General features: G+C 41.0%; 12 protein-coding genes and 1 pseudogene. 12 read left to right on the top strand and 1 reads right to left on the bottom strand.

What is annotated here, in order from left to right; all coding sequences use genetic code 11:
* The first annotated feature begins 2 nt into the window (after nucleotides 1-2).
* The 6 genes and pseudogenes from GQR47_RS03230 (at nucleotide 3) to GQR47_RS03205 (ending at nucleotide 5,937) form a co-directional block, all read left to right on the top strand.
* Complete coding sequence (locus tag GQR47_RS03230) at nucleotides 3-1,061, top strand: nucleotidyltransferase family protein (RefSeq protein ID WP_165723533.1); 1,059 nt, start codon at nucleotides 3-5, stop codon at nucleotides 1,059-1,061.
* Nucleotides 1,061-2,023 carry a Gfo/Idh/MocA family oxidoreductase gene (locus GQR47_RS03225; protein WP_165723532.1) on the top strand — a complete coding sequence of 321 codons (963 nt, stop codon included), beginning with the start codon at nucleotides 1,061-1,063 and terminating at the stop codon, nucleotides 2,021-2,023. The genes GQR47_RS03230 and GQR47_RS03225 overlap by 1 nt, the downstream gene beginning before the upstream one ends.
* Nucleotides 2,020-2,718, top strand: a complete 699-nt coding sequence (locus tag GQR47_RS03220) for an acylneuraminate cytidylyltransferase family protein (protein WP_341464767.1) — start codon at nucleotides 2,020-2,022, stop codon at nucleotides 2,716-2,718. The genes GQR47_RS03225 and GQR47_RS03220 overlap by 4 nt, the downstream gene beginning before the upstream one ends.
* Nucleotides 2,715-3,524: an SDR family oxidoreductase gene (locus tag GQR47_RS03215; RefSeq protein ID WP_165723531.1), complete on the top strand. Its 810-nt coding sequence runs from the start codon at nucleotides 2,715-2,717 to the stop codon at nucleotides 3,522-3,524. Before GQR47_RS03220 ends, GQR47_RS03215 begins: the two co-directional genes overlap by 4 nt.
* Nucleotides 3,525-3,568: 44 nt before the next feature.
* Nucleotides 3,569-4,351: pseudogene (locus GQR47_RS03210) on the top strand (flagellin).
* Nucleotides 4,352-4,500: 149 nt separating this feature from the next.
* Nucleotides 4,501-5,937 carry a sigma-54-dependent Fis family transcriptional regulator gene (locus GQR47_RS03205; protein ID WP_165723530.1) on the top strand — a complete coding sequence of 479 codons (1,437 nt, stop codon included), beginning with the start codon at nucleotides 4,501-4,503 and terminating at the stop codon, nucleotides 5,935-5,937.
* A 306-nt stretch (nucleotides 5,938-6,243) separates the two neighbouring features.
* Here GQR47_RS03205 and GQR47_RS03200 read toward each other — a convergent pair whose 3' ends face one another.
* Nucleotides 6,244-6,837 carry a DNA-3-methyladenine glycosylase I gene (locus tag GQR47_RS03200; RefSeq protein WP_165723529.1) on the bottom strand — a complete coding sequence of 198 codons (594 nt, stop codon included), beginning with the start codon at nucleotides 6,835-6,837 and terminating at the stop codon, nucleotides 6,244-6,246.
* Between the two features lie 132 nt (nucleotides 6,838-6,969).
* Between GQR47_RS03200 and GQR47_RS03195 the strand changes: the two genes are divergently transcribed.
* The 6 genes from GQR47_RS03195 (at nucleotide 6,970) to fliH (ending at nucleotide 13,613) form a co-directional block, all read left to right on the top strand.
* Nucleotides 6,970-8,082, top strand: coding sequence for an ATP-binding protein (locus GQR47_RS03195; protein ID WP_154903543.1), 1,113 nt, complete (start codon nucleotides 6,970-6,972; stop codon nucleotides 8,080-8,082).
* Complete coding sequence (locus GQR47_RS03190) at nucleotides 8,079-9,545, top strand: sigma-54 dependent transcriptional regulator (protein WP_154903544.1); 1,467 nt, start codon at nucleotides 8,079-8,081, stop codon at nucleotides 9,543-9,545. Before GQR47_RS03195 ends, GQR47_RS03190 begins: the two co-directional genes overlap by 4 nt.
* 156 nt (nucleotides 9,546-9,701) lie before the next feature.
* Nucleotides 9,702-10,034, top strand: coding sequence for a flagellar hook-basal body complex protein FliE (gene fliE, locus GQR47_RS03185; protein ID WP_008168784.1), 333 nt, complete (start codon nucleotides 9,702-9,704; stop codon nucleotides 10,032-10,034).
* A gap of 20 nt (nucleotides 10,035-10,054) precedes the next feature.
* On the top strand, nucleotides 10,055-11,770 hold the full coding sequence (gene fliF, locus GQR47_RS03180) for a flagellar basal-body MS-ring/collar protein FliF (protein ID WP_024594884.1): 1,716 nt from the start codon (nucleotides 10,055-10,057) through the stop codon (nucleotides 11,768-11,770).
* Nucleotides 11,763-12,803, top strand: coding sequence for a flagellar motor switch protein FliG (gene fliG / locus GQR47_RS03175; protein WP_007581881.1), 1,041 nt, complete (start codon nucleotides 11,763-11,765; stop codon nucleotides 12,801-12,803). Before fliF ends, fliG begins: the two co-directional genes overlap by 8 nt.
* A 3-nt stretch (nucleotides 12,804-12,806) precedes the next feature.
* The gene (fliH, locus tag GQR47_RS03170; RefSeq protein ID WP_024594885.1) at nucleotides 12,807-13,613 is read left to right on the top strand and encodes a flagellar assembly protein FliH; all 807 of its coding nucleotides are present in this window, start codon (nucleotides 12,807-12,809) and stop codon (nucleotides 13,611-13,613) included.
* Nucleotides 13,614-13,623: the final 10 nt, after the last annotated feature.

Here is a 13,623-nt window from a genome sequence, read left to right as displayed (position 1 = left end):
TGATGAAGTTTATATGGCAAGATATCTTAATGGCACCAACGCGAACCCTACGTGACGCACTGGAAGTTATTAATGAACAGGCATCACAAGTTGTGCTTGTTGTTGATGAAGAACACCATTTATTAGGTGTTGTTACAGATGGCGACATCCGACGTGCACTGTTGAAAAACCTCGGCCTTGAGGTCGCATTATCAGAAATAATGAACTTATCCCCAATTACTGCGCAAAAAGGTACCTCAAAAGAGCAATTAATTGAGCTGATGGAACGCAAGAGTATTTTATCTGTCCCACTGGTCGATGAAGGCAAAGTAGTTGGCTTAGAAATGCTCAAGCACTTTCTGAGTAAGCCAAAATACGACAACCCTGTATTTTTAATGGCGGGTGGCTTTGGTACTCGCTTACGGCCATTGACTGATAATTGCCCAAAACCCATGCTACAAATTGGCAATAAACCAATACTAGAAACTGTATTGAAAAGCTTTGTGAAAGCGGGGTTTAGAAACTTTTATATATCGACTCACTATATGCCAGAGTTAATTTTGAATCACTTTGGTGATGGCAGCAAGTGGGGAGTAAGTATTGAATATATTCATGAGGACAAACCCTTAGGTACCGGCGGCGCATTGGGTTTATTACCCGATGATGTATGCCAAGAGCTGCCATTGATTTTGATGAATGGGGACGTACTTACTAAAGTTGATTTTACACGTTTGTTAGAATTTCATTGTGATAACAGTGCTGACGCCACAATGTGTGTACGGGAATACGAATATCAAATACCGTATGGTGTGATCAGCGGTGAAGGAAATCGTATCACTGAAATGGTGGAAAAACCAATTCAACGATTTTTTGTTAATGCGGGAATTTATGTGTTATCGCCAAGTGTTGTTAATGCAGTGCCGCGTGATTTAAATATTGATATGCCAACAATTTTAGAGCAGCAAATTACATTCCAAAAAAATGTATTGATGTTTCCTATTCATGAGTATTGGCTTGATATTGGCCGCATGGATGATTTTAACCGTGCGCAAGTTGATATTCGTAGTTTGGGCATGAGTTAATGCGACGCTTTGCCGTAATTGGGCTTGGCAATATCTCTCAACGCCACCGCAAGAACCTTAAACTCCTGTACCCAGAGTCAAATGTGATTGCGCTCTCTGCAAGAGGGAACGCATTGACCGAATTACCTGATAACGCCGATTTTACTGTGTCAGGGATAGCTGAGCTAATCAAGCTAAAGCCTTACTTTGTGATTATTGCTTCGCCGGCGAGCATGCATTTACAACATGCTAAAACACTGATGCAGGCAGGAATACCTTGTTTGATTGAAAAGCCCTTGTGTATCAACTTTCTCGAAGCTGAATCTTTGCTTAAATTAAGTCAGCAAACATTAACACCCTCTGCAGTTGGCTACTGTCTAAGGTACATGCCGGCTGCAAAGAAAATGCAAGAACTAATTAATAAGAATGTTCTTGGGGAAATTTATAATATCATCATTGAGGTCGGCCAGTATTTGCCAGATTGGCGTCAAACTATCGATTATCGTGATTCTGTATCGGCACAACAACATCTTGGTGGCGGCGCATTATTAGAGTTAAGTCATGAATTTGACTATGCCCAGTGGTTATTCGGCCCACTCAGTGTGGAGCACGCGGCATTACGAAGTTCTAAAGAGTTGAACTTAGACGTTGAGGATTTAGTGGATGTTATTTTTAGTACTAAAAGTGGTACTCAGGTGCATGTGCATCTTGATTTCCTACAGCAGCAACCACAGCGTTACTGTACAATTAAAGGGTCCAATGGACGGATTCATTGGGATTTATTGAAAAGTAAAGTCGACGTCTTTTTAAATTATCAACAGCATCAATGTCTAGAGTTTACAGACTGGGAAGCCAATGATATGTACCTAGACTTAATTAAAGATTTTGAAAGTCTGTGTTTAGGTAAAGAGCATAACACGGTAGATTTAGCACAAGCGGCTGATACTTTAAAACTAATAGATATCATTAAAAAGAGTACATGATGAGTCATTATGCTTTTATTTTTGCAAGAGGCGGCTCAAAAGGGTTACCAAGAAAAAATATTTTACCACTTGCTGGGAAACCGTTATTAAACTGGTCAATTGATACCGCGAAGGCGGTGCCAATCATTGACCGTATATTTGTCTCTACAGACGATAGCGAAATTGCCCATGTTGCAAAGTCTGCAGGTGCAGAAATTATCGACAGGCCTGAAGAGTTAGCGTCTGATACATCCGCTGAGTGGCTATCGTGGCAACATGCTGTTGAGTGGGTAGAGAAAAAATATGGCAAATTTGATTGTTTTATTAGCTTGCCTGCAACTAGCCCTTTGAGAAGTGTGGCTGATGTAGAGGCTGCCATTGATAAATTAAAATCAACATTTGCCGATATTTGTATCACAGTGACACCCTCAGATCGTAGCCCATTTTTTAATATGATCAAACACGCAACTGATGACCTCGTTGAGTTGGTGATCAAAACAGATGAACAAGTATCAAGGCGCCAAGATGCCCCAAAAGTATTTGATATTACAACGGTTGCTTACGTTACAACTCCTGCCTTTATTCGTCAAAGTAGCGGAGTAATGACAGGTAAAGTAACGAGTGTATGTGTACCTAAAGAAAGGGCTGTAGATATCGATACGCAAATAGACTTTGATTTCGCGAAGTTACTTGTGCAAAAAATGGAGCAACAATGAGAACCCTAGCACAATTACAAAGCCTTCAAGGTTGTTGGGCCTTGATCACTGGTGGAAGTGGGCATGTAGGACAAGCTGCCGCAGATACGTTGTTGGAATTAGGGGCGCATGTCATTTTATTAGATCGTAATGAAAAATGTTTGCATAAACTTCACCAAGAGACTTATAACAACAGCCCAAGAGTCCACACTTTGGTTTGCGATTTAGCTGATAAGCAAGCCATCGTTAAAGCGATGCAGAGCGTTGCTAAAATTGCCGATGGTAAGCTTAATATCCTTATTAATAATGCCGCATTTGTAGGGACGGATAAGCTAACGGGTTGGTGTGTCCCTTTTGAAAAGCAATCCATAGATACATTCAATGATTGTTTAAATGTGAACCTTTCTGCGCCATTTTTATTGAGTCAGCTTGCGTATGAGTTAATGAAGAAACAAGAATTCGGAAGTCGCAGTATCATTAACATTTCTTCTATTTATGGGGTTGTTGGCCCACAAATGGATTTATATGAAGGTACTGATATGGGGAACCCAGCGGCGTATGCTGCAAGTAAAGCGGGTTTAATGCAATTAACGCGTTGGATGGCGTCATCAGTTGCACCTCATGTAAGAGTGAATAATATAGTGTTAGGTGGTATCGAACGTGGTCAACCGGAGAGTTTTTTTAAAAAATACAATGCTAAGGTTCCATTAGCAAGAATGGCAACTGAAGAAGATGTAAAAGGCGCGATTGCTTACCTTAGCTCAGAACTTTCAAATTATATGACAGGGCAAAGTTTATTTCTTGATGGAGGCTGGACTGTTGTTTAAATAGTCTATACTTAGTTTTTAACAGCCACTTTCTGGAGTTATATATGAAAATTGATAACTCAAACCTGCATTTAAACCAAACCCAGCAAACCAGCAATAAGCTTGCAGAACAGCTCGCTACCGGTAAAAAAGTAAACTCTGCGGCGGATGACGCCGCGGCATTACAAATTATTGACCGGTTAACCTCCCAACAAGAGGGTTATGGGCAAGCGGTTCGCAATGCTTACGACGGTATCTCTTATTCGCAAGTGACTGAGTCAAGTTTATCTGGGGTTAATGATGCAGTGTCACGTATTCGGGAATTGTCTCTTCAGGCGGGGAATGGTGCGTTAAGTGATAATGATCGTGCTGCATTACAAGAAGAAGTGGTGCAGTTACAAAGTCAAATTACAGAGACGTTTGAAAACGCGTCTTTTGGCGGTAAACCTTTGTTCGATGGTCGGTCAGTGTCGTTTCAAGTGGGGCCAGATGCCAATACAACACAAAAAACTACACCTTCCGACGGTAGCTTTGCTGCTGCGATTGCAACTATTGATATTTCAACTCAAGCAGGCGCACAAGCTGCTATTGATATTAGTGATCAAGCGAGCGACGAAATTAATGCTCAGCGTGCTGAACTAGGCGCTTTTCAAAATACCTTAGCGAGCACTATTAAAGGGCTAGGTACATAGCAAGAAAATATTGTTGCGAGCCAAAGTCGTATTCAAGATACTGATTATGCGCAAGCAGTTTCACGACAAGCTTCAAACGATTTTTTGACGAATGCATCTATTGCTCTTCTTGGACAAGCTAATCAATCTGCTGAGTCTATTTTGAGTTTACTCTAACTTAATAATCATTAAGTATTATTAAGTTAACCAATCCGTCTGTTTTTTGGCGTTTATGTCAAAAAACTGCCGCTATCACTTGCATCCATGCTGAACTGGCTTACAATTTAACTAATTATACAAATTAGTGAAAGTACGGCTCGCTAAATATGATCTTGATTTTAGATAATAATAACAACCGCGCAATAGGATTAAATGCTTCACTTGGCTTTATTGGTGAAGCTGTACAACTATTAAGCGAAGACTGCTTTGAACAAGAATGCAAAAAATATCAGCAGCAAGAATGCATGATTATTTTAGGTGCGTTGCAATCACTTGACCACGAAAGCTTAATTAAACGCTATCCAACATTACCGTTTTTATTGATTGGCGAAACGCTAAAACCACTATTAAGTATCGCTAATGTGGTGGGACTTATTTGCGAGCCATTTAATCACGAAGTGACAACGCAGTTACTTCACGATTGCCAGCAGTATCAGCGCATGTTGCCTAATGAGCATAAGCATACTAAACCACATAAAACTTTTGACGGACTTGTTGGTGAAACAGAAGCCGTAAAAGATGTTCGCTTTTTAATTGAGCAAGTGGCAAAAACCGACGCTAATGTTTTAATTTTAGGCGAATCAGGCACAGGTAAAGAAGTGGTTGCCCGTAATGTACACTTGCTTTCAAAGCGTATTAATGGACCGTTTGTACCTGTAAACTGTGGTGCTATTCCGGCAGAGCTGCTCGAAAGTGAACTATTTGGCCACGAAAAAGGCGCGTTTACTGGTGCTATATCGGCTCGTAAAGGGCGCTTTGAACTAGCTCAAGGTGGGACGCTATTTTTAGATGAAATAGGCGATATGCCACTGCAAATGCAAGTTAAGTTGCTGCGAGTATTGCAAGAACGCAGCTACGAACGTGTTGGTGGTACAAAGGCAATCCAAGCTGATGTACGCGTTATTGCGGCCACGCATCGTAATCTTGAAACAATGATTGAAGAGGGTAGTTTTAGGGAAGATTTATATTACCGTTTAAATGTATTTCCTATCGAAAACCCATCGCTTAGTGAACGTGCTGATGATATACCGCTGCTTTTAAAAGAGTTAATGCGCCGAGTTAACGACCAGACTGGTTCTACCGCTAAGTTTACAGAGCGCGCTGTTGAGAGCTTAAAAGAACATGCTTGGCCTGGTAATATTCGTGAGCTTGCTAATTTGGTGGAGCGTATGGTTATTATGTTCCCTGACAAAGTGGTCGATATTCCTGATTTACCTAACAAATATCGTTACATTGAAGTTGAAGCCTACGAGCCAGAATACCCTGAAGAGTTAATGGAAAAAGACGCCTTTAACGATATATTTAGCACAGGCTTTAGTGATTACGAAAGTGAGCCAGACGCTGAGTTTAGCCAAACGGGTAGTGGGTTATTACCTGATGATGGTATTGAACTTAAAGATTATTTAGCCGAACTTGAAATAAGCTTAATTACCCAAGCGTTAGAGCGCTATGATTACGTTGTAGCTCGCGCTGCAGAGATATTAGGGGTTCGCAGAACAACACTCGTTGAGAAAATGAAAAAGTATAATCTTTCACGAGATTAGAAGTACGAAAATGGTGAAATGCTTTTCGTTATTTATTATTCATTTGTGGTCAATCACTTTAGGGGCTTTGCCCGTCACGCAAGCAAGCTTGGCGTCTACAAGATAACCCAAACTTAAACCTTGGCGGTAGACGTAGATCTTGCTCGTGTGAAAAGCGAAGCTTTTAATCATTTAAATAAAACGTTATTTCACAAAGAGAAAAACGAAGGTAAATGAGAAACCATAGTCAACTTACGCTTTACTTCTCTAAAGCGCAGCGTCTCTTAACCTCTTTGTGAATTAATCACTTTTATGGTTATAAATCGCTTACTCACTAAAAGTCTTAATAATTTCTTCTTTTCTAAAACAATCATTACTGTGATCGTTAACCATACCGCAGGCCTGCATATGAGCGTAAACCGTTGTAGGGCCTAAAAACTTAAAACCCCGTTTTTTTAAATCTTTAGCAAATGCAGTTGATGCCTCTGTAATTGCTGGGTAGTCCTCAGCGTTATTTAAATTACTTATAATCGGTTTATTATCGACAAACTGCCATTGGTAGTTACTAAAACTTCCAAATTCTTTTTGTATTTCTATAAAGCACTTTGCGTTGTTAACAGTTGCCGCAATTTTTAATCGGTTGCGCACAATCCCTTCATCAAGCATTAGTCTCTCAACGTCATCTTGTGTGAATTGTGCCACTTTATCTACATCAAAATTAGCAAATGCTTTTTTGTAACCGCTACGCTTTTTTAAAATTGTGTACCAGCTTAAGCCGGCTTGCGCGGATTCAAGCGTGATAAATTCAAACAGCTTTGTATCATCATAAAGGGGGACGTCCCATTCTTCATCATGGTAAATAACGTAGTCGGGTTTAGTGGTGTCGAGCCACGGGCAACGGCACTTTATTTGCTCACTCATTATTATTCCTTTTTGTGTGCGTCATTTTTATGTCGCTCAAATTATTGATGTAACTTAATGATAAGTATGTAAATAAATTTTGGTATAAATCGTGCATTTAGACATGTATCTACATCAATTCGAGATTTGATTATGGCCCTTGCCAGCGTGCTAAAACCACAGTTTTTTTCTGCAAATCAGTATAACCCATGTTTACTTCAAGAGGAGTACATTGGTGAATTAAGCGATCTGCGCAAGCAAGCAAGTTGGCTTTCGCATTTGGTTGATACCATGCCTGCAGGCGTGGTTGTACTTGATGGCAAAGGGTTGATTGCAAAAGCGAATCAAATAGCGATTGATATGCTTGGCGAGCCACTTGAAGGCGAACGCTGGTTTAATGTTATTCAGCGCTCTTTTAGGCCACATCAAGATGATGGCCATGAAGTGTCTTTAAAAGACGGACGCCTAATAAAGCTTGATATTACTGCTTTAGCACCAGAGCCTGGGCAACTTATTTTAATGACGGATTTAACCGAAACTCGCCGCTTACAAAAACGTGTTGCACATATGCAGCGATTAAGCGCGCTGGGTAAAATGGTTGCATCATTAGCGCATCAAGTACGTACGCCGCTTTCAGCCGCTATGCTTTACGCAGCTAATTTAGGGTCTAAGCGCTTACCCGAAGCATCTCGCGATAACTTTCAAACAAAGTTAATGTCGCGTTTAAAAGATTTAGAAACTCAAGTAAACGACATGCTGTTATTTGCTAAAAGTGGCGATCAGCAAGTTGTTGAGCAAGTTTCAATGCAGCAGCTTTTAACCGAAGTTAAAGCAGGTGCTGATGCGATGGTCGCACTTAATGAAAGTGAACTGGATGTAAGCTTACCAGAACCCGATATACAAATAGTTGGTAATAAAACGGCATTGGCCAGTGCTATTCAAAATCTTGTGCACAATAGTATTCAAGTTATTGGCAGCGGCGCAAAAGTAAAAATTAGCGCACAAAGAGATTTAAAATATTTAGATATGGTTCGTATTAGTGTGAGCGACAATGGCCCAGGTGTTGATTTAAGCCAAAGCGATAAAATTTTTGAACCATTTTTTACTACAAAAAGTCAGGGTACAGGTTTAGGGCTTGCTGTAGTGAGTTCGGTGGCTAGTGCGCACCAAGGCCGTGTTGATGTGACCAATAATACGCAAGGTGGTGCCTGCTTTAGTTTGTTACTGCCTATTAAGGCAACATCTAAATTAGAGGGATCATTATGAGTAATACTATTTTAGTTGTCGAAGATGACGCTGGGCTTCGTGAAGCCTTAATAGATACCCTTGAAATGTCGGGTATTGAATGTGTTGCAGCGAGCAGTGCTGAGCAAGCAATGTTACTGCTTAAAAAAGATCAATTTTCGCTTGTTGTAAGCGACGTGCAAATGGGCGCAATGAGTGGCCTTGATTTACTACGCAGTATTAAATTAAACCACCCTGATTTACCTGTATTGATGATGACGGCGTACGCCACAATTGACGATGCGGTAGAAGCCATGCGCCTAGGTGCAATTGACTACATGGCTAAACCATTTGCACCTGAAGTGCTGTTAAATATGGTGAGCCGTTATTTGCCTGAAAAAGCAAAAGAAACCGACGGACCTATTGTTGCCGACCCAACTAGTATTCAATTATTAGAGCTTGCGAGTAAAGTAGCACGCTCTGATGCAAGTGTAATGGTACTTGGCCCAAGTGGTTCGGGTAAGGAAGTACTTGCGCGTTATATTCATGATAAGTCGAGCCGATGTAATGAGCCATTTGTGGCAATTAACTGTGCGGCCATACCTGAAAATATGCTCGAAGCCACGTTATTTGGTTATGAAAAAGGGGCTTTTACGGGGGCGATTCAAGCATGTCCGGGTAAGTTTGAGCAAGCACAAGGCGGCACTATTTTACTTGATGAAATTACTGAAATGGACTTAGGGCTACAAGCTAAACTTTTACGCGTACTGCAAGAGCGTGAAGTAGAGCGTTTAGGGGGCCGTAAAACAATTCAGCTCGATGTACGTATTTTGGCAACCAGTAATCGTGATTTAAAAGAAGCTGTAGTAGATAATCAGTTTAGAGAAGATTTATATTACAGGCTTAATGTTTTTCCACTTATGTGGCGACCATTGTGCCAACGCCCAGGCGATATTATTGTATTGGCTAAGCATTTAATTGAGCGCCATATAAGTAAAAGCAAAGAGCCTATGGCGTATTTAGATAAAGCTGCCGAGCAAAAGTTACTGGCTCATGCGTGGCCTGGTAATGTGCGCGAGCTTGATAACGTTATACAGCGTGCACTTATATTGCGAAGTGGCGATACAATAAACGAGCATGCTATTTTTATCGAAAACTTAGTATCTAATAACTTTGTTATGGAGCCTTCATTGGCACCGGCGCAAACCGTATCGCCAACAGAATTAGCACATGCAGACAAAGGTGTTGATAAAAGCACTTTAAGCTCTGCATATTATGATGAAAAGTCGCATGCTGAGGATGAGCCTAAACAAGGTTTGCTAGCGGCAGATACCGGTAGCTATAAAGATGAGCTTAAAGACAAAGAGCATCGCATTATTTTAGAAACCCTTGCACGTTGCCAAGGTAAGCGTAAAGACGTTGCCGAAACGTTGGGCATAAGCCCACGAACTTTACGTTATAAACTAGCGCAAATGCGCGATTTAGGTATTTCACTTCCAGCTTAACCTCCTATAAACCCTAAGTTTGCGCTGCGAACTTAGGGTTGTCAAAACTCTGACTAACACAAATTGAAGTTAACCTATTGTATTTTAATGATTAATTAATTGGCATGTTTTGTGCTTTATTACTTGTAAGAGTTCACTGCGTGTCAGAGATAAATTATGAAAATTCAAAACAGTGCTGTATTTCAAGAAATGCAATCAATGGCTTTAGAAGCCGGCCGTAATAATCAAATAAATAAATTGCCGACTCAAGTTCAGCCTACTTCTACTTCCCAGTTTGGCGACATGCTAAGTGATGCACTAAATACAGTGCACGGTTTACAGCAAGATGCAGGTCAAAAAGTAAAAGCGGTTGAAATGGGTGATCGAAGTGTATCGCTTGCTGAGGCGATGATTGCTTCTCAAAAATCGTCAGTTGCTTTTGAGGCTACAGTACAGGTTCGTAATAAACTTGTTGAAGCTTATAAAGAAATCATGAACATGCCTGTTTAATTAGGTAGTGGAGAATTATTGTGGCGCAATCTAACCAATCTACAGACCTAGCACTTGCTGGCGGCGGTATCGACCAAAGTGGTGGTGATGATCAACAAGAACAAAAGTCAGGCTACTTAAGTGCTTTAAGTGGTGTTGATGTATTGCGCCAAGTAACATTGGTTATAGCATTGGCTATTTGTTTAGCTATCGCGATTTTTATTATTATTTGGGCTCGTCAGCCAGATATGCGCCCGTTAGGCAAAATGCAAACAGAAGAGCTTATTCAAACATTAGACTTTTTAGATGCGCAAAAAATTGAATACCAACTAGATGGCAATGTTGTATCGGTTGATGAAAGCGAATACCAAAACATTAAATTGCTAATGACCCGCGAAGGGTTAGAGCAAGGCCCTGCATCTGGCTCTGACATAATTATGCAAGATATGGGCTTTGGTGTAAGCCAACGCTTGGAGCGTGAACGTTTAAAACATGGTCGTGAACAGCAATTAGCACGCACCATTGAAGAGCTAAATAACATTACTCGCGCCAAAGTATTGTTAGCCATCCCTAAAGAAAACGTATTTGCCCGCAGAGAGAAAAAACCATCCGCTACTGTTGTATTAACACTTAAGCGTGGCCGCTCACTTGACCGTGAAGAAGTAGACTCTGTTGTTGATATGATTGCTTCAGCAGTACAAGGCTTAGAGCCTGCACGTGTTACAGTCACTGACCAAAATGGTCGATTATTAAATTCAGGTTCGCAAAGCTCATTAGCAGCACGCTCTCGTAAAGAATACGATTTAGAACGTAAGCGCGAACAAGAGTATCTTGAAAAAATAGACAGTATTTTAATACCGGTTGTTGGGCTTGCAAACTATACAGCTCAAGTTGATTTGAGTATGGATTTCAGCTCGATTGAGGAAACTCAAAAGCGTTATAACCCAGACCTACCAGCGGTTAGAAGCGAAACCACATTTGAAGAAAATAACATTGGCGGCCTAGCTGTTGGTATTCCAGGTGCGCTTACAAATCAGCCACCGCTAAATTCAAATATTCCTGAGGTTGCTGGGCAAGGTGGTGCAGGCACTGCTACGTCTCCAACACGCAGCCACAAAGAAGCTACACGTAATTATGAACTCGATACAACCATTTCGCACAAGCGCCAACAAAGTGGTGTTATACGCAGAATAAGCGTATCAGTTGCTGTTGACTATATTCCTAAAGTGGGAGAAAACGGCGAAACAACCATGGCCCCGCGCTCGGTAGAGGCATTGTCAAATATTCGTCGCTTACTACAAGGTGGTGTAGGTTTTGATATGCAACGTGGTGATGCACTTGAAGTAGTAACAGTGCCGTTTGTACGTGAAGCAACAAATTTAGCAATAGAAGTGCCACTGTGGGAACAAGACTGGTTTATGAAAATAGCCCGCCTTGTACTAGGCGCCTTAGTTATCATTGTATTGATAATGGCAGTAGTAAAACCAATGCTTAAGCGCTTAATTTACCCAGACGATACACTAGAAGAATACGACGAAGATGCATTAAGTTCCGGCGTAGATATTGGCGACAATACACTTGATATGCTAAATAAAGACTTTGATTCTGCTTCGGTTGGTTTCTCAAGTGATGGTACACTGCAGTTACCGGATTTACATGGCGACGAAGATTTACTTAAAGCAATTCGTGCCCTTGTAGCTAACGAACCAGAACTATCATCACAAGTAGTGAAAGCGTGGTTAACAGAAGATGACTGATCAAGAACAAAAACAACTCCCGCCAGCCTTTGATGTTGATAAGCTCGATGGGGTAGATAAAGCCGCTATATTACTTTTGAGTTTATCAGAAGAAGATGCCGCGCAAATCCTTAAACACTTAGAACCTAAACAGGTGCAAAAAGTGGGTATGGCAATGGCTGGGCTACAGGATTTATCTCAAGCTAAAATTAGCGCTGTACACAACTTGTTTATAGAACAAATTCAAAGCTTTAGTACCATTGGTTTTCAGTCAGAAGACTTTATTAAAAAAGCGCTTACAGCCGCTCTTGGTGAAGACAAAGCTGCTAGCCTTATTGACCAAATTGTTATGGGCTCAGGTGCTAAAGGCTTGGATTCATTAAAATGGATGGACTCTAAGCAGGTAGCAAACATTATTCGTAATGAGCATCCGCAAATTCAAACTATTGTATTATCGTATTTAGAGCCAGAACAGTCAGCTGAGATTATTGCTCAGTTCCCTGAAAAAGTACGCTTAGATTTAACTATGCGTATTGCAAACCTTGAAGAAGTTCAGCCAGCAGCACTGCAAGAGCTAAACGAAATCATGGAAAAACAATTTGCCGGTCAAGCTGGTGCGCAAGCTGCTAAAATGGGCGGCTTAAAAGCTGCTGCAGATATTATGAACTACCTAGATACCAACGTAGAAGGGCAGTTAATGGATTCTATTCGTGAACATGACGAAGAGATGTCGCAGCAAATTCAAGACTTAATGTTTGTGTTTGAAAACTTAATGGATGTTGAAGACCGTGGTATTCAAGCAATCCTACGAGAAGTACAACAAGACGTATTAATGAAAGCAATTAAAGGCACCGACGATGCCCTTAAAGATAAGATACTGGGCAATATGTCTAAGCGTGCAGCCGAAATGCTTGCTGATGATTTAGAAGCTATGGCCCCGGTACGTATAAGCGAAGTAGAAGCGGCGCAAAAAGAGATTTTATCAACAGCGCGTCGTTTATCTGACTCAGGTGAAATTCAGCTGGGCGGCGGCGGTGGCGAGGAGTTCCTGTAAACTATGAGCAAACTCAAAGGACGCACACTTCACGCTGATGAAGCAGATGAATTATTAAAAAACTGGGCTATTCCAGATGTAGCACCAGATGAGAGCAGCTTTGGCAATCGCTCTACGGCTTACGGCACACCGCTTAGTGAGTTGTACAAAAAAGAATTAGCCGAAGAAATGCCTATTGATGAGCCACAAGAACCAGAACTCCCTGCGCTTACCATGGTTGAGCTTGAACGCATTAGACAAGACGCGTACGAAGAAGGCCTTAAACAAGGTCATGAGCAAGGCTACATAGACGGCTTTGAAAAAGGCGTTGGCGAAGGTAAAGAAGCAGGCTACAAAGAAGGCTTAGAGCAAGGTAAAACACAAGGCCTTGAAGATGTAAAACCATTAATTGAAGAGCAGTTAACAAGTTTAAAAGCCATTTTAGAGGGGCTAACTGCACCGCTAGATAAAGTGGACGAACAAGCCGAGAAGCAATTAGTACAACTTGCTAGCATGTTAGCGGAAGCTGTTATTTATCAAGAAGTAAAAACATCGCCAGATGCGATTTTACATACGTTAAAGCAAAGTATTGATTCACTTAATGCGGAGCAAGAAAAAGTACGAATCCATTTAAACCCCGAAGACTTAGAACTCATAAAAGAGAGCTATGGCGAACAAACCATTATTGATAATAACTGGCAATTAATGGCAGAACCCACTCTTGAACGCGGTGGCTGTGAAGTTAAAACAGCGCAATCGTCACTCGACATGACCCTTAAAACACGTGTCAGAGAAACGTTGGATAGTTTTTTGCATAATAGTGGTATCTAACTATTTTATT

This window comes from Pseudoalteromonas sp. Z1A2 (genome assembly GCF_011378755.1).
Lineage (GTDB): Bacteria > Pseudomonadota > Gammaproteobacteria > Enterobacterales > Alteromonadaceae > Pseudoalteromonas > Pseudoalteromonas distincta.
The sequence above is the reverse complement of the archived record's forward strand: the minus strand, read 5'-3'. Positions and strand labels throughout refer to the sequence as shown.